Consider the following 23636-nt stretch of genomic DNA (forward strand, 5'->3'; position numbering starts at 1 on the left):
GACATGAGCTCCTCCGACATGATCACGAACAATGACCAGTCTCCTGAAGAGAATGGTAGTGAAAACTTCACCAGCCACGTGCCGCGGACGGCAACAGATCCGTTCGCTCCACAGGGCATGCCTATAGCCCTACTGGAGTTTCATTCTCCGACGGGTGGGCTGGTCAATCTGCCCGCCACGGCATCTGCTCGTTATACAATCTGGCTGATTGGAGGCCTGTTCCTCGCGTGTCTGGCAGGAATGGCTTTGTTTCCGCTTAATCGAATTGTCAGTACTACGGGGCGTCTGGTTTCTACCCAGCCGACCATTGTTGTTCAGCCGTTGGAAACGTCCATTGTTCATTCGATTGATGTTCAGGTCGGCGATTTTGTGAAGAAAGGGCAGGTGCTCGCACATCTGGATCCAACCATCACGAAAGCTGACATGACCAACATGGCCGATCAGCGAGATTCGTATCAGGCTGAACTGGATCGTCTGAAAGCGGAAGCTGACGATCAGGATTACCATGTTGATACGTCAAATCCTGCATCCGTTCGACAGGGCGCGGCTTTCTTGCGGCGCCGTAATGAGTATCGTGCTCATATCCAGAATTACGATCAGCAGATTGCCGGCCTGCAAAGTGATATGCAGGGATATCGTGCCAATGCGGCCATGTATGCCAGCAAGATGCGTGTGGCCGATGAAGTTCTGAAGATGCGCCAGCATGAGCAGGCGGACCAAGTTGGGTCACGTCTCTCCACCCTTGCCGCGCAGAACGACATGATGGAAGCGGAGCGGGCCGAAATTTCTGCCCAGCAGAATGCCAATTCTGCCGAAAACAAGCTCGCGGCCATGCGAGCGGAACGCGACAGCTACATCGAGAACTGGAAGGCGCAGGTCTACACGACCTTGACCGAGACCCAGCATCATCTTGATGAATACAACAGCTCCTACGAGAAAGCCCGTCTGCGGCAGGACCTGATTCTGCTGAAGGCACCGGAAGATGGCGTTGTCCTTACGATTGCGAAGGCATCCATTGGCTCTGTCCTTCAGTCGGCTGGTCAGTTCATGACGCTTGTCCCCACGGGGTATGGCGTTGAGATGGAATCAGTGGTTCGCGCCTCTGACGCGGCCTTCATCAAAATCGGTGATCATGCTCTCGTAAAGTTTGCTGCATTTCCTTTCACCCAATACGGCGGAGCTGAGGCAACTGTGCGGGTGATCAGCGCAGACTCCTTCGATAAGTCCAGCGCTGGAGCGGGAGGTGATGCCAGTGCGGTTTCCGGTGGCGCCAGTGATGACGTCTATTACCGGGTCCGTCTCCGGATTGATCGTTACACGCTCCACGGGCAGCCAGATTTCTTCCATCCGGCACCTGGTGTTCCGACGACAGCTGATATTGACGTTGGAAAACGGACCATTCTCCAATACCTCTTCAGTCGTCTAACCCCGACCCTGACAGAGGGTATGAGAGAGCCATAAGGCTGAGAAAACGCCCGGCCCGTCCGGGCGTTTTACATTTTTGCCGTACCCGAGTTGAGCAACATGACATTCAAGCGCCGCATTACGTCTCTCCTCTCTTCCAAAGGAAAGCTGGAACAGGCGATCCATTTGATGGAGACGGGGGAAACCGTTCGTGGTTTCGCTCTGTTGAGCCGTATGGCGGCTCAAGGCGACATGGAGGCGTCCTTTCGCGTCGGGCGGGCCTATCTGGACGGAGCTGGTGTTCCCCCCAGCCTGGAAGAAGGTGCTCGCTGGATTCTGGGCGCTGCGGAAGCCGGTCATGTCGAAGCGACTTTTGTGCTGGCCACGCTTTATACCGTTGGTCTTCCTGAAGGCTTCGAAATCCGGGCACAAACGGCAGGGCTGGATCTTTCTGCCCGCCCCGTCTCTGGAGAAAGGCATCCTGATTTTCATCAGGGCCGTCACTGGGCGCAGGTCGCCGCAGATGCGGGTTCGGCCGATGCTCAAGCTTTGCTGGGCTATATTCTTACAAATGGTCCGGAAGACCTACGAGATCTTCCTCGGGCTCGTGCTTTGTACGAACAGTCTGCTGCAGCCGGGTGCTCTCAGGGCCATCTGGGGCTGGCACTGGCTATTTTACATTCAGCAGAGACGGAGGATGCCCGGAAGATTGCTGCATCCCATTTGAAAGAGGCAACCAAGGGCGGCTTAGGCACTGCATTCGACATTCTTGGTCGCATGAGTGAAGCCGGTGCAGGTGTTCCACAGGATATGGGCGCTGCAGCCCGCTACTACCGTCAGGCTGCTGAGCGCAATATCGTCGGCGCACAGGCACGTTACGGCCTGTTTTTGCTGGAAGGCGTTGGTGTTGAGCAGCACTATGGGCGTGCTGAAACCTGGTTGCGCCGTGCTGCCCTGAACGGAGATGCAGAGTCTGCTGCGCTCTTGGGGGACCTTTATGCTAAGGGCGGAGAACTGCCACCCAATCTTATGGAGGCGGCGAGCTGGTACCGGTTGGCTGCAGAGCAGAAACATGGTGGGGCAGCCCGCGCCCTTGGGTTGCTTTACCTGACTGGGAATGGCGTCCACCGAGATCCGGATGTAGCGACGCACTGGTTTCGTGTGGCCTCAGAATCCGGAGACCACCATGCCGATGCTGATTTTGGCAATCTGATTTTGACGGGCGCGTCTGCGACAGATGATCAGAAGCAGGCCCTCAAGGAACGTTTCGAGCGCGCCGCTGAAAAGGGTGACCTGGTTGGTGCGTTTAATCTGGGCGTATGCTTTGCGGAAGGGGTCGGCAGCACGAAGGATGCAGCGGAAGCAGCCCGCTGGATGCAGAAAGCCACAGATGGCGTTGTAAATGCGCAGTTCTGGTACGGACGAATGTTGTTGGAAGGGCGCGGAGTTCAGCCTGACCCGACACAGGCAATGCATTGGATGGAAAAAGCCGCCGATGCGGGTATGGCTGAAGCTCAGGTCGCCGTTGCGCAGCTTCTGGTAACGGGGCAGATCAATGGTCGGCGTGACCATGCACGGGCTCTGAGCCTTTACCAGGCAGCAGCAGACAGCGGAAATACAGACGCAATGTTCTCATTGGCTGCAATGTATGGCGGGGGTCATGACGTTGAAGAGAACCGATCAGACGCACAGAAATGGTTTCGAAAGGCGGCCCAGCGGGGAAATGGCCTGGCGCAGCTGATGTTGGGCCGATATCTGGTGCGTGGCATTGCGGGTGTGACGGACCTCGTTGAGGGACGGAGCTGGCTGGAACGCGCCAAGGCTCAAGGCATTCAGGACGCTGAAGCCGAACTTATTAATCTCGATGATGCCCGCGCCGACGAGGACGATTGATTTTACGTGTCTTCTGACAAAGAGCGTCCAGATCTGACCGGTACGACCTCCCGCGCGGCTTTTGGTGGGTACGGTCACGAAGTTACAGATCAGGAGAGGGCCGAGTGGCGGCAGGTCATGAACGCCCGGGCGCAGACGGCTTTCAGGCGTGGTCAGGAGGCAATGCAGACCGGGCGTTTGCAGGATGGCCTCTTCTGGCTTGAACGGGCCGAGCGCATGGCCCGTCAGAGCCCGAATGTGACATGGGCTCTGGCGCTGGCTTATTTGCAGGTAGGCCGGGTTGCTGAATGTCTCACTCGTATGGAGCAGTTGTATTACGTCTTTGGACTGCGTGAGGCCGCCTTCCTGTCAGTCGTGTGTCTGGTCAGACAAAACCGGACAGAAGAAGCGGCGCCCCGTATGGGGCAAACCCTGTCACGTTTTCACATCCTGCCAGAGCTTAGGGACCTTGCGACGCAGCTCTCAATACAGAGTGGACTGGCGGGCTGGTGCACGGCTTCAAATGGGGGGTGGGTTGACGTTCAGACGTCTGGAATCTGTCGTGTTTTTCTGGATGGTGTGGTTGTTGGACGCGGGGTCAGTGGGTGTCACACTTTACCTGACGGGTGGCAGAAGGGCCGCCGTCTGGAAGTTCGGTCAGGGCGAAAGCATGTTCTGGGAAGTCCGATCGACATTCAGGCATTAACGCGCTGTGAGTCCCTTGTGCAGGCAACGGCCAGCGGTCTGGACGGTTGGATCTGGTATCCGGCCGAGCCTGATCACGTGCCGTCTCTCCGACTTTGGGACGGAGACGTTTTGCAGGTTCCGGCACTGGCGACGAACGTGGATAGTGACGTTCCCCTCTCAAGGCCTCGTGTCTTTGCCATTCCAGGGAATACGCTGCCAGCTGGGGACAACGGCCTTCTAATGGTCGAGGATGAACATGGGAGGCCGTTGTCCGGTGCGCCAGTTGATCCGATGATCGGTCAGCTCCTGGGAGGACATAATGATCTTCCAGCGCGTCTGTCCCCCGTTCCGGTCGTGCCGTGGAGCCACCGTCCGGCTTGTGATCGGGTAAGCCCCGGATGCGCGATTGTCATTCCGGTCTATCGTGACAAAGCAGGGACGCTCGCCTGTCTGCAAAGTGTATTGAAAACCGTCCCTGCGGATGTTGATGTCATTGTGGTGGACGATGCCACACCAGAACCTGCCTTGGCCGCGGCTTTGGATGATCTTGCTTTAAAAGGGAAGATTACTCTCCTTCGCCACGCCTGCAATCTTGGTTTCCCCACCTCCGCGAATGATGGAATGCGAGCAGGGTCTGGCCGGGATATTATTCTCCTGAACAGCGATACCATTGTGTTTCCGGGATGGGTCGAGCGTTTGCGCGCTCGTCTGACCACGACGGATGTTGGCACACTCACACCCTTTTCAAACGATGCCAGTATCCTGTCCTATCCCGCAGTTGACCAGACGAACGACGTCCCTGCCAAAGCTGAGGCCAGAGAGCTGGATCGTTTGTGCGCGCGTCAGTTTTCCATGGATGCCGCCCAGATAGATCTTCCGACGGGCAACGGCTTTTGCATGGCCATTACGGCGGAATGTCTGGCTGAAACAGGCTTCTTTCGCGAAGATCTGTTTGGCCAGGGATACGGGGAGGAAAACGACTTCTGCCTGCGAGCGTCGGCTCTGGGTTTTCGTCATTTGCCTGCACCTGATGTGTATGTCGCTCATGTGGGGTCAGTGTCTTTCGGAAGCAGCCGCAAGGCGCTGATGGCGCGAAACCTTGATATTCTGAATGCCCTGCATCCCGGATATGACGCGTTAGTTGCTGCTTTTCTGAAGTCTGACCCGCTTTTGAAGCTTCGCAGAACGCTGGATGTGGATCGTCTTGCGCAACGCCGAAGTAACCGGCCGTCAATCTTACTTATTCAACATGACGCGGGCGGTGGCGTAGGACGTGCTGTTCATCACAGAGCAGTCGACTTTGAGCGACGGGGCCTCTTGCCTCTCGGGGTGCGGCCGACGGAGCAGGGCTGCCTGCTAGAGTGTTTGTCGGACGAGACGAAGACTTTCCCCAATCTGAAGTTCAGGCTGCCGGAAGAACTCCCATTTCTTGTGGATGTTCTGTCTCGGTTTGGTGTGCAGAAAGTGGAATGGCATCACCTTGTCGGTCATGCCCCCTGCATTCGGACGCTGCATCAAGCGCTGAACGTTCCGTATGATATCTTCATTCATGATCATATCTGGTTTTGTCCCCGTATTTCGTTGCTCAATGGAGATGGTCGATATTGCGGGGAACCGGATGTCGCTGGATGTGAAGCCTGTGTTGCACGCTGGGGAGGCTATCTCGGGGAAAGTATAACAGTCCCCGAGTTGATTGAGCGTTCTGACCGGGAGTTTCGTGACGCAGGGCAATTACTAGTGCCATCACGAGATACTGCACAGCGCATGTCACGCCATTTTCCTGGTATGGATTTCCGTGTCACGCCACTGGAAGACGATGTCGCTCTGCTGGCCAATCTGCCTGAAAAGACAATGATTGTGCCAGGCCGTCCATTGCGAATCTGTATTGTCGGTGGGTTGAGCCAATGGAAAGGCTATGACGTTGTTCTGGCAATGGCCCATCATGTTGCAAGAATGCCGGTCCAGATTGAGCTGATACTTGTGGGGCATACGCCGGATGATGAAGCTTTAATTGCGGCTGGCGTCCGAGTTACAGGAGAATACCGGGAGGATGAGGCTGTTAGCCTTGTTCAGAAGCAATATGCCGATATAGGCTTTATTCCTTCTATTGCGCCTGAAACCTGGTGCTATGCATTGGGGTTATTATGGAAAAGCGGCTTGCCTGTGGTGTGCTTCGATATCGGTGCGCAGTCAGAGCGTGTGAAACGTAGTGGTCGCGGGGGCGTCATGCCTTTGGGTATGCCTGTTGAGTTAATGCTGGCTTTTATTTTGCGTTGCTGGCGCGAGGGAAGTTGAGATGAACGGGTTTACGCTTCGACTGGAAAGAGTAAAATATAAAACAGGAACAGAACAGATCATCCTTCCTGAAGACAGCTCATAGACTGGTCCTCCAGTTATGGAGTGTCTGGTGTAGCGCGGACCTGAAGATTTTTTTCCTCCCGATAGACGGGAACAAGTGGAGTAGGGAATGTCAAAGACGGCTGAAGCACCAACGCAGAATCGGGTCATTGACCTCAAGGCTGGTGCTCACATGATGGTGCTGGATGCAGGTATCTTCTGCATCTTCCATGCCGCCGGGCAACCTGCACCGGGTCCTGCCGGTCTGCCTGGCGTCCGTATCTCCCGCGCACCCGGGACGCCCGCCGGCATCGTAACAGTCAGCACCTTTGAGGAAGATGGCTGGATCGGTGCATCCAGTGGTGCTGCTTTGGTCCGCGTGACGCGTGGCCCTGCTGCTGTTCTGGTGACGACGTATCAGGAGCCGAATAGCCAGGCTGAAGCTCCCAAAATTCAGGTTGCTCAGCTCGCCGGTCCTACGTCGACAGCTCCTGCCGCCGTTGCTGCGGCCGAATCTGCAGCGGCTCCTGCACCGGCAGCAGCAGGCGTGGCAGAGATTTCTGCCCATGTTCAGCGTCAGGGCGACGTCGCTGCTCCGATCGGAGAGTGGATGGGCACGCCGGGCAGTCAGGCGTGGATCGAAGGTTTTGCCATCGCTCCCAAAACCAGTATTCCGACGTCCGACATCGAATATCAGGCTGTTCTCGGTAAGGGGTGGCTTTCCCCTTGGTCCGAAGGCGGCCAGTACTGTGGTTCCCGTGGAATGGCACTGCCAATTCTCGGACTGCGCGTGCGGTTGAAGGGTGAGTCAGCGCAGACGCATCACGTGCGCCTGTCTTCCACGTTCACGGATGGCACGCGTCTGGGCCCTGTAGACGGGACAGATGCACTTGAAGCAGACAGCCTTGCTCCGCTTGAGGCGTTTTTGCTTGAAATTCTTCCGAATGATGCGGCTGCAGCGGCTCCGGTGAAGGCACCGGCAAAGGCTGCTGCGAGCAAGGCTACAAAAACAACCAAGACGCCTGCCAAACGCAAGGCAAGCTCTGCAGACTGAATAGAGGCTGCTCACTCCCCGGAGTGAAAAGCCTCTACGGGCTCTTGCAAATGACAAGGGTCGCTTCGTACGGCACCTGAGGTCTTTTGTTATTTAGACCTCTTAGGGGCTAGATCTTCTCCAGCAGCCGGGATTTGGTGTGCGTTTCCTTTTTGTTCATCAGAATTTTCCCGGCCAGTTCTTACATTTCGTGCGTCACCTGCATGAACAGGGTGGCCATGAGATCGTTTTTATTTCCGAGGCAAATGCGGGTGAGGTGCCTGGAGTCAGGCGCGTCATCTATCGGGTGCCTCGTTTGCCTTCCTTATCCACGCATCCGCATCTCAGAGAATTTGAATACGGGATACTCCGAGCAGAAGCCGTTGCCACAGCGGCTAAAACCCTCAAGCAGTTGGGGTACGAGCCTGACATCATCATCGGGCACCATGGCTGGGGAGAGCTCCTGAACCTTGGAGATGTCTTCCCGGGGTGTCCGATACTAGGATATTTCGAGTTTTTCTATCACGCCGACCGGAACGATGTTGGGTTCGACCCCGAGTTTCCGTCCAGCCCGGACCTTGCGGCTGCAGTACGAATCAAGAATTCGATCAATCTACAAGCTCTGTCCCAGACCAACGGCTACGGTCAGACGCCAACACAGTTCCAGCGATCAACTTATCCTGCCTGGGCACAGGAAAAAATTTCGCTTCTTCGGGAGGGTGTAAACCTCGATCTTTGCAAGCCAGAGCCACAAGCTCGCAAGCGCAACCTTGTCATTAATGGCGTCAAGATCGGCCCATGGGATGCTCTTATTACGTATGTTGCACGTAATCTGGAGCCCTATCGTGGTTTCCACTCTGTCATGCGCGCCCTACCGCGTATTCTTGCTGAACGTAAAGATGCCCATATCATCATGGTAGGTGGTGATCAGGTAAGCTATGGCGCTCCTCCGCCGGGACGGGGAAACTGGCGCGATATCATGCTCAAGGAGCTCGAGGGCCAGCTGGACCTCAACAGAATCCATTTCGTCGGCAAGGTTGCCTATGACGATTTCCGAGCCCTGTTGAAGCGCTCAGACGCGCATCTTTACCTGACATATCCATTTGTTGCGTCCTGGTCCCTGAGAGAAGCCATGGCAACAGGCTGTCCGATTGTTGGAAGTGATACAGCGCCTGTCAGCGAGTTTATCACAGATGGCCTGACAGGGCGGCTAGTACCGTTCCTTGAACCGGATCGTATTGCGGATGTTGTTCTGGAACTGCTCGAAGACCGCAAGCAGGCGCGTCGTCTGGGGCAGGATGCGCGCCGCTATGCTGAAGCTGAGTTGTGTTTGCAAGGTTACCTGAAGCGTTATGACGCTCTGGTGCAGGAAATCGTCAGCGGGCATCACCGCTGACGATACAGCCAGTTTTTTTACTGGCTGTGCCAGGATGCATTACCTTTGTAATGCACTTCATACTCTTCAACGAAGTCATTGAAACGGGCTTGGTTATCTATCCGAAGCACGGGAAGCTGTGCCTTGAGTTCCAGGCTCTGGAAGAGTGCCCGGCTCACGGCACGGTTTAGAACGCCCGGACCGGTCTTGAAGGCAATGTACAGGCCTGGGTGGCGGAACATGTTAGCCCAAGCGGTCATGAGGGCATTGGCAATGACCGGGTGAGAGGCGGTCGCTCCAAAGAAATCGTTGTGTAGGACGTAGTTACCGGTAGTGAATAGCTGGCAAGTCGTTGGAATGGTGACGAGGGTATTCCATTCTTCATTAGACTTGATGCGCAGGTCTGCATCAATCCACCAGCCGCCTTTTGCCAAAATGACGTGCAAGCGCAAGAGATCAGCGCCTTCTGCCGGATGGCGGACTTGCTGGAAAAGATCGGATGCTTCCTTGCCGTAGTGGTCGTATAACCACTTGGTAGCTGTTTCCCGCGTGAAGATCGTAAAGCGATCTCCCAGCATGTTCTGGTGATATTCAATATTCTTGCTGATCTCTACGGGCGGGTTCGCGTCCCAGTACATGTAGAGGTGATGGGGTATTTGAGGCGACGACTTTGGAAAGCCATCTTCACCAAAAGAGCGGATCCAGCGGAGAGCGATTTCAAGATAGAGTCGATCGATTTCTTCGCCTGAGTGAAACTCCTCAAAGCAGTTTCCGATCAGTTTCAGGCTTTCATCGAAATTATTCTCACGCCATGCAGATCGAATCCCGCGGATATAGTTTGCCTGTGGAAATGAATATTGTTCTAATTCTAGTATTTCTTCTTCTGGAAGCGCTTCACCAGCCTTAAGGAGGCATAAAAGGCGAACTTGTAGTAATGATTGTGGTAAGGGATATTCTGTTTGACTCTTACTATGCAGGTCCAGGGCACGTTTATAGAAAAACGAAGCTTCTTTAACGTTGCTATGGATATGAAGAATATTTGCGATTGCAAATGAATGCTCTACCGTATCTGCGCCATGTTTCTCGAAATATGCGACAGCCTGTCCGTCACCTGCGAGGGTTGCCACTGTGATGGACGGGGCATTATCGGATTCATGGTCAATATTCTCAGTCATCAATACCACTTGCGCAAATGTGTGAGCTAATCCGTAGCTTTGTCTCCTTGCAGATAGGACTACTCTGAAGCCAGGCGCAATAGGATCTTCAATTTGATTATATCTAAGACGCGCAACTCACATTTCCTGTGATCCTCAGGCATGCTATTTTCCAAAGCTAATAAAATGGCGCCAACCCTCCGAAATAATAGATTCGGGGGCAGGAGGGAGAAAATTCTATGTCTGGCGAAATGCTTCCCGGCCTTGCAGTTTTGGTTGAGGGCTGGGTCATCAAGAAAGACGCAACGCTGGCTCCTCAGCGCATGACCAGTGACGAGATTCAAGATCTGGCCAAGGCGACCGTCGAAACCTTGAAAGAGCGTGCTCTAGGTGATGTAGAAAATGGCTGGGGTAGCTTGCAGACATTAACGGGCGGCTGGATTGTACAGCGTGAACGAGGCAAAGTACCTGCCCCGTTGGGAAAAGAAGATTTCCGGAAATTTCTGATGCTAGCCCTTGAAGGGATGGCGCGACCGCTCAAGTCTATTGCTTCAAATCATGCAACAGTTGAAAGTGAAGTTGTCGAAGAAGAAACATTATCCCCTGAGGCGGACGCTTTTCGCTTTGCAAGAGAACATCTGCAACGTTGTCTCTAAATGGTCGTTGGCCCGAGAGCTATCGCTCCGAGCCGGTTAAAAATTTAAGCTGTGCGCCAGGCTGGAAGATGAAGCTTGTAAGGAGTTTCGAATTCTTCGATTAGCTCATTAAAAACAACGTGATTAAAGACTTCGATGGATTTTGCTGGCGGTTGGCCCTGAAGGGACCGATGCGCAATACGGTTCAAGGCACGGTTAAAGATACCTGGACCTGTTTTATAGGCGATCAGAAGTCCTTGATGAAGATAGCTATTTCGATACAGCGAAAGCAGGCAGTCCGTCAGGACATCACTATTAGCGACTGAGCCAAAAAAATCATTATGAACAAAATGATTATTGGTAAGAAAGAATGTTGATCCCGCGCTTCGACGGGTCATAAATTCCAAAGTCTCGTTATTTTTTATTCGGATGTCTGCGTCTATCCACCAGCCGCCAAGTAATTGGATAACGTGGACCCGTAGGAAGTCAGCCGCCTCTGCTGGGTGGCGGGCATTAAGGAATAGAGTGCGCGCTTCAATGCCAAAATTGCTGTAAAGCCATTCTGCAGCGTCATCTTTATTGAAAATCCGAACATCGAAATTTGAGAGATTTTTGTGATATTCAAAATTTTCTTGAATTTCAGATGGTGGATTTACGTCCCAATAGAGAAAAATATTTTGAGGGATGCGATTATACTTGTTGTCGATCTTTTCGGAAGCTTCAAGCAAGGATGGTGTAGACTGAAGAGATATTTCCAGATTTATACAATCAATTTCTTCGCCCGTATGAAATTCATCATAAGCATTACTGATAGTGCTTAGCGCTTCTCTGCTAGGGATTCCACGCCATGCTTGGGCAGTACCCTCAATATAATTGGCAAAGGGAATATTGAGGCCGCGTAGTTCCAGAAGTTCGGCTTCGGGTACAGTTTGACCGGCCTTCAAGAGGCAAATTAGTCTAGCTTGCAGAAGAGACTGCGCTTGAGGATATTGGGTCGGTGACTTGGAATGCAGTTCAAATGCACGCTGATAGAATATTGCTGCCTCAGCTACACATCGATTAGTATGTAAAATATTTGCAATTGCAAAAGCATCCTCGAGAGTATTGGAGCCATGCTGTGCTAAATAGGCAGATGCTTCTGGATCAGGGAGCTCCTGCATATCTTGTAGATGGGGATTTATTGTTTTTTCTTGAAGCTCGGTGTTTTCCTCAATTTCAGAGGCATCTTCCTTTGTTGTCTCTTCTTCTCTCAAGGCTTCCCATTCGGACAGATCCCAAGCTGTGCTGTCTTGGTGTGTTGTTTGATCTTCGGAAGTCATGCCCATTGTCCCGCTTCAGGAAAGTCGTGATCAAGGCTCACCTCAGGCGGCGCCTTTTGTTCCTTTATTGGTAATCGCGATATTGTTGAGGAGCAAGTGCCACAATAAAAAACGGAGCGGCATAAGACCGCTCCGTTTTCAGGCACAGTAATGCATGCGCGTATTAAGCGCGCTTGCCTTCGTGATCACCATCACGCATTTGGCCGGTCGGCTCCTGTACGTGGGCTTCCAGGAACCACAGGTGCTTGTCCAGACCGCGGGAAACCTCGGTGAAAAGGTCGGACGTATCATCGTCGCCTGCTTCATCCGTGATCTTGATGGCTTCACGCACGTTGTTTGCAACAGTGGCGTAGCGATCAATCAGAGCTGCAATATGGTCCGCAACCCGGTAGATGTCGGTCGGATATGGCTTGCAAGATGAATTCTTGGAAACATCCTGCACAGTACCGTACGCCGTGCCGCCGAGCTGCGTTGCACGCTCTGCTGTTGTGTCTACAAAATCGTCAATGCTGGTACGGAAGCCGTCCAGCATTTCGTGGACACCGATGAACTGCGGTCCCTTAAGGTTCCAGTGTGCCTGCTTGGTGATCAGGGCAAGATCAATCAAATCGGCCAGACGGGCGTTAAGCGTTTCGATCGAAACGCTCTTCGTGTTGTCCGCTGTGTCGTTCTGCGTGACATGGCGATTGGACTTGGTGGCCATGATAGGTCTCCTGCAAGAGGGTTCGTTATCCGGATAAACGCCGAAACCTCAATTTGGTTTCACAGTGTTTCCGGGTCCACAAGATCGAAAAATGGCTGTTGATCTACCGTAAAGTAGCGAGGATATGACGGATCCCGTTCGAAAAGTGGGTTGTCACTCCAACGGGCCAGCATGGTCTGAGTTTCATGAAAGAAGCGGGCTTCATGTTCTGGGCGATCATCGCTGCCCCGGGACAGGCTCTCATGATGATAGGCCACCACTTCTGCAGAGAAGATGATCCGATAACCCGCATCGCGAATTTTCAGGCAAAGATCGACGTCGTTATAAGCGACGGTCAATTCTTTCTCGTCGAAACCGCCGACTTCATGAAAAACGTCTGACCGGACCAGCATGGCTGCTGCCGTGACGGCCGTGACTTCATGTGAAAGCATGGTGCGTCCAATATAACCATATTCCGTCAGTGGATCACCGCGGTGAACATGAGCGCCAATGCCCGCAGGCCCGACGATCACGCCTGCATGCTGGATCGTATCGTTCGGATAGAGGAGCTTGGCGCCGACTGCTCCGATATCTGGCGCGGCGAGGGCTTCTCCGATGGCAAGATGAAGCCAGTTGGAATGTTCAACGAAAACATCGTTGTTCATGAACATCAGATAGTCAGCACTGGTCTGTTCAACAGCAAGGTTGTTGAGGCGTGAATAATTAAAGGGTTCCTCAACCGTCAGGACTGACACATGCGGGTGCTTCTGTATCTCGCTGATGAACTCAATCGTCTCATCCTCGACTGACCAGTTGTTGACCAGAATAATATCAAAATTTTTGTATGCGGTTTTATTGAGGAGGGCATCAACACACTGACGCGTGGTTTCAACCTGATCTTTGAACGGAATGATAATGGTGACTTTTGGGGCTTTTTTGGTCAGCCACTCAACGCCATAGAGCGTGAGCCCTCGAATTGAAGAGACTTTGGCTTTGATCTTTCGGCGTTTGAGATGGTCATGCACACACCGGACGCCTGCTTCGATGGCATAGGTCTTGTTGGCGACATTAACGGCTGTGGAATTGGGTGTTTTACGCCAGTGATAGAGAACTTCGGGAACGTGATGAATTTCTGAAGGCGACAGGATTTCCGTCGCCCGCAGAACGAAATCGTGGTCCTGCGCGCCATCATAGTCGGACTTCAGGTGGCCGATTTTACGCATGGTTTCTGCTTCAACCATCGTCAGGTGACAGATATAGTTGCAGCCCAGAAGATAACGATAATTGAAATCGGGTTTGAGGTTAGGTTCCAGGAAATATCCGGCTTGGTCGATCTTGTCTTCGTCCGAATAAAGTAGCTTGGCCCCTGTCTCCAAAGCCGCATGAACCATCACTTCAACGGCGACATCGACCATGAGGTCATCATGGTCAAAAAAGACCACATAGTCGCCTTGAGCAGCATCCATTCCTGCATTTGTAGCGCCCGAAATGCCTGCATTTTTCTCGAGAGGCACAGCGCGGATGCGCTGGTCTGCTTTGCAGAACTGCTCAATGACGGCAGTCGTCTGCGCACATTTTCCGGCATCATCGACGATGATGAGTTCCCAATTCGAGTAGGTCTGAGACAGGACTGAATTGAGGGCTGCTTCAAAGTCGCTTTTTAAGGGTCGATAGGTCGGACAAAGAATGGACACCAGAGGTTCAGTGCGGGTGCTACCCTGAAGTTGACGCTGCTTGGCGACGCGCTCTCTCAAAAGAGGATAATACTTATGTGCCCAGCGATTGTAGTCGCCTAGGTTATAGCCGCGTCTTGGAATAAGATCCCTGACTTCCTGACGTAATTCAGAAAGCTTCCGGTGAAGCCCGTCTATGGTTTCCAGAAGGTCAACGAGGCGTGTCTCCAAAGCGTCGTCGGCGAGGGACGTGATAAAAGGACTTCCGTTCAACTCGGTTCGGTCTGGGAGGGTGACGACCTGGAATTTGTGCGGCGCGCTTCCCCGCAGACGTTGAGGAATGGGAATTTCGAAACCACAGTTCGGATCGCATCCCAAGACAGCTGCGACATCTCCTCGATATCGATCTGCTCTGGTTTGTGCTATTGGAACACCGTCAACAATGACGGAGATCATGCATCGACCGTGCTGTTCGGCGCCCGGTTTGTCAGAGCAGAGAATCCAGCCCCGAAGCGCGCCTTGCTTCACGCCGTCAACGTAACTTTGATATTGAGGTAAAGATTTTTCGGAAAAGTGGATGATGGCAGAGGGAGGGATGTCCGGGGTCGACGGGCTGGTTAACGGAAGAGCTGAGCGATCAGGAAAACGGATGGAAAATTCGTGACGCTTTCCGTCCATGAATTTTTCTGGAACAGAAAAATTGAACCCGACTTTTGGTGTTTGTAACTGAAGAGCGGACTGAACGTCTGGTCGCTCTTGGTCGCATACAATCTGTAGGACCTCTTGTTGGTCGATTAAAACGTGAAGTAGAACTGATCCCTGCCCGCGACTATCTAACGCCCAGCCGCGAGCATTGCCATTTTCGAACTGATCAAGATGTCCAGTAAATGGGCCGAACGTCGTTGGGAGTGATTGCTTCAACGCCACTGGTTTCCTGCTCCGTTCCTATGCCTTCGCAATTTACCGAAAGACAAAATTAAGACCTACTTTCTGACATGTTAAAACAATTGCCGAAACGGGTCTTGGTGATCTGATTTCGGATCGACCAAAAAAAATGTGTCGCGAGTGACATAAATCTTTCATGCCCTGCTTGGCCCCGGCCGGTTGTCCTTCTTGGTTGGGACGGCTAATGCACGGGAAGTGGCGGCATCTGTCGTCAGTGTGCACCAGTTATCACAGCCAGAGCCTTTGACGCATGACACTTGCCCCAGCCAGGCAACCCGAAAAGGTTTCCGTTTCCGAACATACGGAAAAGCGGAGTAACGCAGATACCGCATTTCAGGCGGTCGTCGGTGGATGCTCTCTGCTGGTCCTGATTGTCCTCGGTGGCCTTGTTGTGCTGATGGGTGTTGGTGGCCAGGACGCTTTCAAGACATTTGGTCTTGGGTTTGCGTTTCGGGATGTCTGGAATCCGGTTTCCAACGAATACGGCGCCTGGGCTCCTCTGTTTGGTACAATCATCAGCACTCTGATTGGTGTGCTGATTGCGACACCACTGGCATTTGGAACGGCCTTCTGGCTGACGGCCATCGCTCCTCCAAAAATTTCGGCAATTGTCGGAACGGCTGTTCAGCTTCTGGCAGCAGTGCCGTCCATCATTTTTGGTATGTGGGGCTTCTTTACGATCGTGCCTTTCATGGCGCGGCATGTTCAGCCCTTTATGATGCACCACTTCCGGCATGTTCCCGGTATTAATATGCTGATCCATGGTGCGCCTTTCGGAACCGGCCTGATGACCGCGGGTCTTGTTCTGGCGATGATGATCGCGCCTTTCATGACGGCGGTCATGCGGGATGTTTTCAGCGCCATGCCAGGCATGCTTCGTGAAAGTGCATACGGGTTGGGGGCAACGCGTTGGGACGTGATGTGGAAGGTTGTCGTGCCCTGGTCCCGGTCGGGCATGATCGGCGCAATTGTTCTGGGTATGGGGCGTGCTCTGGGTGAGACCATGGCCGTGACATTCGTGATCGGAAACGTGACAGCCGTCGGCTGGTCTTTGTTTGCCCCCCGAAGTACCGTGGCCTCTCTCATTGCACTGCAGTTTCCGGAAAGCCCGGCCGGGTCGCTTCGCCTGTCTTCTTTGCTGGCACTGGGTTTCATTCTCATGCTGCTGTCGTTTGCCAGTCTGTCTCTGGCCCGGATGCTGAGAGGGGATAGCAAATGAGCAATATGACTACGCTTTCTCCCGGCTGGGCTCCCAATCCTTGTGGCGCGCGTCGTCGCCGGAAAGATCGTGTCGCGACTATTCTGGGCATGATTGCGGCGGGAATTCTCGTGCTGGTTCTGACGTCCATTCTCTGGACGCTTCTGGCACGCGGTATCGTTGGTCTGTCGGCAGGGGCTCTTTTCAAGCCCATGGGTCCACCAGGCTCTGGAGGCGGGCTGGCAAACGCTATTCTTGGTAGCGTGATTCAGACGGCTTTGGCGCTTGTTATGGCAACCCCGCTAGGGCTGGGTTGCGGCATCTATCTGTCCGAGTATGGCTCCAAGCAGAACCGTTTTGCCTCGTGCGTGCGCTTTGTTTCTGATGTGCTGATGTCTGTTCCATCCATTCTCGTGGGGCTGTTCGTCTATCAGGTTCTGGTGGCGCCTTTCGGTCACTTCTCTGCTTTTGCGGGTTCCGTGGCGCTCGCCATTCTTGCTGTACCCATCATCGTACGCACAACGGAAGATATGCTGCGTCTCGTACCGGTCTCGATGCGTGAAGCCGGAGCGGCGCTGGGTGCAACGCGCTGGCGCGTTACCCTTTTTCTCTGTCTGCGTTCGGCTAAAACCGGCGTTTTGACAGGCATTCTTCTGGCTCTGGCCCGTGTGAGTGGAGAGACGGCTCCCCTGCTGTTTACATCACTCGGTAATCAGAACTGGTCTTTCAGCCTGAACCACCCCATGGCCAGCCTGCCGGTGACAATCTACCAGTATGCGGGTGCATCTTACGACGACTGGGTACAGCTTGCTTGGGCTGGTGCTCTTCTGGTGACACTGGGTGTTCTGGCCATCAATATTGCCGTTCGTTTTTCGGCCCGGCGCGGATGACTTTACAGGATTTCAAAATGAACGAGACCAAGCCGCAAGTGGCCCTCGCCGTTCGCAATCTGAACTTCTACTACGGGCAGAACCATGCCCTGCACGATATCAGCATCGACTTTCCCGCCCGGAAAGTGACGGCGATGATCGGCCCCAGCGGATGTGGCAAGTCCACGCTTCTGCGGATTTTCAACCGTATGTACGATCTCTATCCGGGACAGCGTGCAACGGGAGAGGTGATTTTCGACGGCCGCAATATTCTTGAAACCGGGCTGGACCTGAACATCCTGCGCGCGCGGATCGGAATGGTGTTCCAGAAACCGACACCGTTCCCGATGTCGATCTATGACAACATCGCATTCGGTGTGCGCCTCCATGAGCGCCTGAACAAGGCGGACATGGATGTGCGTGTGCAAGACGTGCTGACACGTGTCGCCCTGTGGAACGAAGTACGGGATCGCTTGAATGCGCCGGCTGCGGGGCTCTCGGGCGGTCAGCAGCAGAGGCTTTGTATCGCACGTTCCATTGCGACACGCCCTGAAGTTCTGCTGTTGGACGAGCCAACGTCCGCGTTGGATCCGATCTCTACCGCACGTATTGAAGAACTGCTGGACGAGCTCAAGGAAGAGTTCACGATCGCGATCGTGACGCACAACATGCAGCAGGCGGCACGTTGTGCTGATCAGGTTGCGTTTTTCTACATGGGACGGCTGATTGAAGTGGACGCGGCAGACCGCATCTTCACTAATCCAAAGCAGCAGCAGACCCAGGACTACATCACCGGAAGATTTGGATAATCCGCCATGGCTGACAGATCTCACATCGTCAAAAGCTACGAGCAGGAGCTGGGTCAGCTCCGGTCCATGATGTCCCAGATGGGTGGCATCGTAGAGAATCAGGTCGCTCTGGCGCTTTCTGCCATAGCCGATCGAAATGAGGAGGCTGCGGATGCGGCGGCCCGTCAAGATCCGGACGTAGACGAGCTGGAGCGGGAAGTCGAAAGTCTCGCCATTCGCCTCTTGGCTCTGCGAAGCCCGATGGCCAGCGATCTGCGCGAGATCGTTGCGGCGCTGAAAATCACCGGCGATCTGGAGCGTATTGGCGATTATGCTTCGTCTATCGCGCGTCGGTCCCTTCGTATTCGCGGCGCTGACGGGCAGATTTCGCTCTCGGGTCTGCGGAGCATGGGGCGTTTGGTGCAGGACAATCTGCGCCGGTCTATCGATGCGATCACGCAGCAGGATTCCAATCGGGCCATGGAAGTCTGGCACGCAGACCGCGCGGTTGATGAGTACTACACCGCGCTGTTCCGCGAACTCGTGACGTACATGATGGAAGATCCACGAAACATCCGTGCCTGCACGGAGCTTCTGTTCATTGCAAAGAATCTCGAACGGATTGGTGATCACGCGACCAATATCGCCGAGCGCGTGTTCTACGCAGTGACGGGAGACAACCTGCCAGCCGTTCGTCCGCGCGGTGCTCCAGCAACTGCCGATACTGCTTCAGAGCAGCCAGACCGGTGAGCGGAAGCACCCAAATCAGGGCAAAAGGCCTTATCCTCGTTGTCGAGGACGATCCCGCTTTGCTCCTGATGATGCGATATAACCTCGAGCAACGAGGTTATCGTGTCGAATCTGCGGCCGACGCTGAGACCGCACTTCAGTTCCTCGAAACGGCGCGTCCAGACGCAGCTGTTCTGGATTGGATGCTCCCGGGAATGTCGGGGCTTGATCTGTGCAGGCGTATTCGCAGCAACCCGATCCTGCGGGATCTGCCGGTTCTGCTTCTGACAGCGCGGTCAGGCGAGCAGGACGCTATCCGCGGGCTGGATACAGGCGCGGATGACTACCTGATCAAACCCTGTAGCGTTGACACTCTAGATGCCCGCCTGCGCGCTCTGCTGCGGCGACACCAGTCTTCTTACGACGTGTTGTCTTTCGCGGATATTACCCTGGACCCTGAAACCCACAGGATTGAACGGGCAGGTCGTCTGCTGTCGCTGGGGCCAACGGAATATCGTCTTCTGGATCTGCTGATCCGGAATCCCCGCAAGGTTTTCTCCCGGGAAGATCTTCTGCGGCGGATCTGGGGACAGAATATCCATGTGGAAATTCGCACGATCGACGTGCATATCCGCCGGCTTCGCAAGGCAATCAATGGCCCGAACGAGCCGGATCTGGTGCGCACTGTCAGGGCTGCGGGTTATGCTCTGGATGATGGTCCTGTCACGGATGGACTTTGACGGGTGAGGGCTGAAAGCCTGGCAGCCGTCTCTCATGAAGGTCTGCCTTTCTGGGCCGGGCTTGTTCTTGTGGGAGCCGCGGTTGCCGGGTGGGGATGTGCATTTCTGGCATTCCGGCGACCGGCATTACCCCTGCCGGTATTGACGGAACACTCAGCTCTGTCATCCGCAGTACCAACGTCAGAGACTGTGCTCCCGATCGAAATTTTCCCGGGCAGTGTTCTTTTGCTGGACCGTCTGGGAGCAGTTCTTCAAGCGAACGAAGAAGCGCTTACACAGTTTGGCGATAGTGTTGGCGCCATTCTCCGTCATCCTGCCGCGCGTTCCGCTCTCTCGGCCGCATTGCGCGTTGCTTCTGACAGCGCAGATGACCTGCCTTCAATGTGCTCGACAACGTTTACGCTGGATGTTCCTGTCCCGCGTACGCTTCATCTGTCACTCAGACGAATTCCTGCCCAGCATGACCGGCATACACGCGTGCTTGTCATGCTGTCGGATCGGAGTGAAGCACAGGTTCTGGACAGGATGCGGATCGATTTCGTGGCCCATGCCAGTCATGAGCTCCGCACGCCTCTAGCCTCTCTGAGTGGATTCATTGATGCCCTGCGAACCGGTGGAAGCAGCATGAATGAAGGGACGCGGCAGCAGTTTCTGGATATCATGGCCCAGCAGTCTGCTCGGCTGAAACGCCTGATTGATCGGCTGCTTTACCTGTCGCGCGTGCAGGCTCACGAACATCAGCGTCCCCGTGATCTGGTGGAAGTCGCGGATTTGATGGCCATTGTGCTTGGCGAAGTGGCGCCCCGTTTTGATGAGCCGGGATGCTCTCTGAACCTTGCCATTGAGGATGACCTGACGATCCGGGCTGATGAGGATGAGATGGTTCAGGTGCTTCTGAACCTGATCGAAAATGCCTTGCGATATGGCCGTGAAGAAGGGCGGCCGTTTGCTGTGACGCTATTCGCCCGACGGGCCCCTGAACGGGATGACCGCTGGCCTGAAGAGGGGGGCGTACTGCTTGGAGTGGAAGATAATGGTCGCGGCATGGAAGCACATCATCTCCCGCGGCTGACAGAACGATTTTATCGGGTGGTGGACAAGGTGGAGCCTGCCAAGCAGGGAACGGGCCTCGGCTTGTCTATCGTTCGGCACATTCTTGACCGACACGGCGGGAGACTCAGAGTTGCGAGTGCCCCTGGGCGCGGTACGACGTGTCTTGTGTGGCTTCCGCCTGTTGGCGCATTACCCGCCGAGACTTCCTGATTTCAACCTGAGCCCATAAAAAAGCGCCCCGATAACGAGCGCTTTTTTTGTAGGGTAGCTCAGTGGGCTTTTCGGGTGCGCGCCAGAAGGAGCCATCCGCCTACGAGGATAAGGCCGATGAGCGGAATGGCGCCGATGGTGATTGTGCCATCTGGATAATCGAAAGCCATCATCAGAAGAACGAATGCCAGAAATCCCAGAGTTGCCCAGTTGGTGTAGGGGGCACCAGGCATGGCAAAGGTTGTTGGAGCAATTTCGCCGCGATTAATGGCTGATCGCAGGCGAAGCTGGCACAGCAGGATGAAACCCCAAGTGCTGATGATTCCGATAGCCGAGAAGTTCAGAACCACTTCAAACACACGGGACGGGATCAGGTAGTTCAGGCCAACGCCCACCAGATAAACAGAAAGCGTCGTTAGAATGCCCATGTAAGGCACGGAGCTTTTGTTCATCTTCGACAGCACCTGCGGGCCAGATCCCCCTAGGGATAAGGCACGCAGCACGCGACCTGTGGAGTATAGGCCTGAGTTGAGGCTGGACAACGCCGCAGTCAGAACGACAATGTTCATGATCGTGCCGACCCCTGGAATCCCAAGAGCCTGAAAGAACGTCACAAACGGGCTGACGCCAGCATGATAAGCTGTCCATGGCAGCAGACAGACGAGCAGCACAACTGAGCCAACATAGAAGAGACCGATACGCCAAATGACGCTGTTCACAGCGCGAGGCAGAATTTCACGCGCATCGTGGCATTCGCCAGCGGCCGTTCCGATCAGTTCAATCGCAGAGTAGGCAAACACCACACCTTGCAGAAGCAGGAAAACCGGCATGATTCCATGTGGGAATAAGCCACCGTTCTCAGTGATCAGATGAAGACCGGTGTTATGACCTGCAACAGGCATCCGGCTGCCGAGAATAAGCGTTCCGGCGATGAGGAATGCGGCAAGTGCCACGACCTTGATGAGTGAAAACCAGAACTCCATCTCACCGAAGTAGCGGACGCCGATCATGTTCATCGTGCCAACGATGCTGAGAGCGCCAAGAGCGAAAACCCACTGGGGGACGTCCACGAAAACGGCCCAGTAGTGCATGTAAAGGGCGACGGCAGTGATATCGACGATACCCGTCATGGCCCAGTTAAGGAATGAGAGCCAGCCCGCAGCATAAGCGGCTTTTTCGCCAAGAAATTCGCGGGCATAGGTCACGAAGCTACCGCTGGTTGGGCGGTACATGACCAGTTCTCCGAGGGCACGGAGAATCAAGAAAGAGAAAACGCCACAAACGGCATAGATCAGCGCAAGGGAAGGACCGGCAACCTGAAGGCGGGAGCCAGCACCAAGGAACAGTCCGGTTCCGATGGCGCCACCGATGGCGATCATCTGAACGTGTCGACGACCAAGATCCTTGTGATACCCTTCTTCGCTGATGACATCTTCCGATGATGGAGTGTGATCGTGAGCAGGGCTGGTCGTCATCTGCGCATCCTGAGGGCCGGGATCGGCGTGGTGAATCAATGTCTGGACGTGGGTCACCTACACTTCGTGCGTGGCAGGTATGTCCAATCTGCATGGGAACATACGGCAAAGTCTGCCCATTGCCAACGAGCATTGAGTTTCCTTACGGAAATTAAGACTTTTGAGACATTTAATGTCCGGGTGGGACCGCCATGCAGGCCATCCCCTGGGCTGTCAGGCTGCTACAGGCACTGGCCGCGCCAGCCCGACTGATGCCAGCAAGACGGGCTCTATAGAAGCGTGTCCCGTGCGACAGAGTAGGCTGGACCTGAATTTGCGAAGCCTGAAGCGGAGAGAATGCAGACTGGCGAGCCATATTCGCTGCAAACCGGGCTTGCCCGGGATTCGCGAATGCTCCGACCTGGATACCCCAGTCTCCGTAAGTTCCAGGGGCGCGATAGCTCACGGCCGTGGGCGTCAGGCTTGCAGAGGAATGGGAGGTTCGAGGTGGTGTGGGAATAACCGGCGCGGGCGGCAAAAGCGTGCTGGCCACGGTCGATTGTTCGACCGTGGCGGCCGGGGCTTCAAGTTGACGGTTGGGGGCCGATACCGGGGTGCAGGCCATGCTCGGGTCATAGGCCGCATCTGGGTCACAGGGACCGAGAGGGGGAAGGTCCGGCGGCATCGTATCTGAGGGTACGGAAGTAATGTGCCGTCTGGACCAGGCTTTCTGGACGCTCTGTTGTGTTGAACCGTACTGCCCTGAAGGCTGCGCCATGGCCAGTTGGGTGCTGGTATCAGGCGCCTCTGCGACTTCCATGGGAGATGCGTTCAGTTGCTGTGACGACGCGTAGGCTGCCAGTGGACCCGTCATGGCGATCTGTGTGCCAAGATGCGGCGTGATACTTGCGATGTAATTGACAGTCTCGTTGGGGAGTGCGCGCCCTTGGTAGAGGTAATCCTCAAGGCGTTGTGGTCCGGCATTGTAAGCCACCAGAAATGCGGGAGCTCCGTATTTGCGAGACAGTATTTTAATATATCCGGTTCCCGCCATGATGTTGTCATGCGGTTCATACGGATCAGAACCCAGCCCGAACCGTCCCTGCATTTCAGCATAGGTCTGCGGCATGAGCTGCATCAGGCCCATGGCTCCGGCGCTGGACGTGATGGGCTGGCCATTCAGATACTGATGTCCCCCCGATTCCTGGTGAATGACCGCTCTGATCCAGGCTTCGGGAATCGAGAAGCGACTGGCAGCCTGCTGAATGTATGGCCCCCAGGGATCACTGGCTGTGCCGGGGGCTTTGTAAGCGCCGTTTGCTGCATAATATCGATTGTAGGGCGAGGGTTGGGAGGCGCATCCGGCGAGAAGGATTGCCGTCAGGCAAAGGCTTCCAGCATACAGGACAAGGGGCCTTTTCCGACGCGCCATAAACCCAATGTTAATCTTTTGCTCAGATGATGCCGTCTGTCCGAAAG

At 54.6% G+C, this 23636-nt stretch carries 18 protein-coding genes; 12 read left to right on the plus strand and 6 right to left on the minus strand.

Translation table 11 applies throughout. The features are described from left to right. Nucleotides 1-3: 3 nt before the first annotated feature. The 5 genes from KP705_RS10015 (at nt 4) to KP705_RS10035 (ending at nt 8729) form a co-directional block, all read left to right on the plus strand. Entirely contained in the window at nt 4-1461 is a 1458-nt protein-coding gene (locus tag KP705_RS10015) for an HlyD family type I secretion periplasmic adaptor subunit (RefSeq protein WP_152659218.1), read from the plus strand. A 63-nt stretch (nt 1462-1524) separates the two neighbouring features. Then, nucleotides 1525-3297 carry a tetratricopeptide repeat protein gene (locus tag KP705_RS10020; RefSeq protein ID WP_215764399.1) on the plus strand — a complete coding sequence of 591 codons (1773 nt, stop codon included), beginning with the start codon at nt 1525-1527 and terminating at the stop codon, nt 3295-3297. Nucleotides 3298-3303: 6 nt separating this feature from the next. Next, nucleotides 3304-6258 carry a glycosyltransferase gene (locus KP705_RS10025; protein WP_052750035.1) on the plus strand — a complete coding sequence of 985 codons (2955 nt, stop codon included), beginning with the start codon at nt 3304-3306 and terminating at the stop codon, nt 6256-6258. 172 nt (nt 6259-6430) lie between these two features. After that, complete coding sequence (locus tag KP705_RS10030) at nt 6431-7354, plus strand: hypothetical protein (RefSeq protein WP_046900715.1); 924 nt, start codon at nt 6431-6433, stop codon at nt 7352-7354. A gap of 139 nt (nt 7355-7493) precedes the next feature. Next, a complete protein-coding gene (locus KP705_RS10035; protein WP_046900716.1) occupies nt 7494-8729 on the plus strand; it encodes a glycosyltransferase family 4 protein in 1236 nt (411 codons plus the stop codon). Between the two features lie 17 nt (nt 8730-8746). On the opposite strand, the gene KP705_RS10040 is transcribed toward KP705_RS10035, so the two are convergent. After that, entirely contained in the window at nt 8747-9883 is a 1137-nt protein-coding gene (locus KP705_RS10040; RefSeq protein ID WP_046900717.1) for a hypothetical protein, read from the minus strand. Nucleotides 9884-10101: 218 nt separating this feature from the next. Between KP705_RS10040 and KP705_RS10045 the strand changes: the two genes are divergently transcribed. Continuing rightward, nucleotides 10102-10518 carry a hypothetical protein gene (locus KP705_RS10045; RefSeq protein WP_046900718.1) on the plus strand — a complete coding sequence of 139 codons (417 nt, stop codon included), beginning with the start codon at nt 10102-10104 and terminating at the stop codon, nt 10516-10518. A 44-nt stretch (nt 10519-10562) separates the two neighbouring features. On the opposite strand, the gene KP705_RS10050 is transcribed toward KP705_RS10045, so the two are convergent. The 3 genes from KP705_RS10050 to KP705_RS10060 form a co-directional block, all read right to left on the minus strand. Then, nucleotides 10563-11816, minus strand: coding sequence for a hypothetical protein (locus KP705_RS10050; protein WP_235271763.1), 1254 nt, complete (start codon nt 11814-11816; stop codon nt 10563-10565). A 163-nt stretch (nt 11817-11979) separates the two neighbouring features. Further along, nucleotides 11980-12519, minus strand: coding sequence for a DNA starvation/stationary phase protection protein Dps (gene dps / locus KP705_RS10055; RefSeq protein ID WP_046900719.1), 540 nt, complete (start codon nt 12517-12519; stop codon nt 11980-11982). A 59-nt stretch (nt 12520-12578) separates the two neighbouring features. Beyond that, entirely contained in the window at nt 12579-14849 is a 2271-nt protein-coding gene (locus KP705_RS10060) for a glycosyltransferase family 2 protein (protein ID WP_252348325.1), read from the minus strand. 517 nt (nt 14850-15366) lie between these two features. Here KP705_RS10060 and pstC point away from each other — a divergent pair. From pstC to KP705_RS10090, 6 genes are read left to right on the plus strand one after another with little or no spacing between them, the layout of a single operon-like run. After that, on the plus strand, nt 15367-16335 hold the full coding sequence (gene pstC / locus KP705_RS10065; RefSeq protein WP_046900721.1) for a phosphate ABC transporter permease subunit PstC: 969 nt from the start codon (nt 15367-15369) through the stop codon (nt 16333-16335). Then, nucleotides 16332-17204 (plus strand): phosphate ABC transporter permease PstA, encoded by an 873-nt coding sequence (gene pstA, locus KP705_RS10070; RefSeq protein WP_046900722.1) that lies wholly within the window; start codon nt 16332-16334, stop codon nt 17202-17204. Before pstC ends, pstA begins: the two co-directional genes overlap by 4 nt. 17 nt (nt 17205-17221) lie before the next feature. Beyond that, complete coding sequence (gene pstB, locus KP705_RS10075) at nt 17222-17992, plus strand: phosphate ABC transporter ATP-binding protein PstB (protein ID WP_283092261.1); 771 nt, start codon at nt 17222-17224, stop codon at nt 17990-17992. Between the two features lie 6 nt (nt 17993-17998). After that, nucleotides 17999-18721 (plus strand): phosphate signaling complex protein PhoU, encoded by a 723-nt coding sequence (gene phoU, locus KP705_RS10080; protein ID WP_046900724.1) that lies wholly within the window; start codon nt 17999-18001, stop codon nt 18719-18721. After that, complete coding sequence (locus KP705_RS10085) at nt 18718-19440, plus strand: response regulator (protein ID WP_046900725.1); 723 nt, start codon at nt 18718-18720, stop codon at nt 19438-19440. Before phoU ends, KP705_RS10085 begins: the two co-directional genes overlap by 4 nt. A 3-nt stretch (nt 19441-19443) precedes the next feature. Beyond that, the gene (locus KP705_RS10090; RefSeq protein ID WP_046900726.1) at nt 19444-20703 is read left to right on the plus strand and encodes a cell wall metabolism sensor histidine kinase WalK; all 1260 of its coding nucleotides are present in this window, start codon (nt 19444-19446) and stop codon (nt 20701-20703) included. Nucleotides 20704-20762: 59 nt separating this feature from the next. On the opposite strand, the gene KP705_RS10095 is transcribed toward KP705_RS10090, so the two are convergent. After that, a complete protein-coding gene (locus tag KP705_RS10095; protein ID WP_215764401.1) occupies nt 20763-22178 on the minus strand; it encodes an amino acid permease in 1416 nt (471 codons plus the stop codon). A 169-nt stretch (nt 22179-22347) separates the two neighbouring features. Further along, a complete protein-coding gene (locus KP705_RS10100; protein WP_046900728.1) occupies nt 22348-23589 on the minus strand; it encodes a lytic transglycosylase domain-containing protein in 1242 nt (413 codons plus the stop codon). Nucleotides 23590-23636: the final 47 nt, after the last annotated feature.

It is taken from the genome of Gluconobacter sp. P1D12_c, from assembly GCF_018812105.1.
Classification (GTDB): domain Bacteria; phylum Pseudomonadota; class Alphaproteobacteria; order Acetobacterales; family Acetobacteraceae; genus Gluconobacter; species Gluconobacter oxydans_A.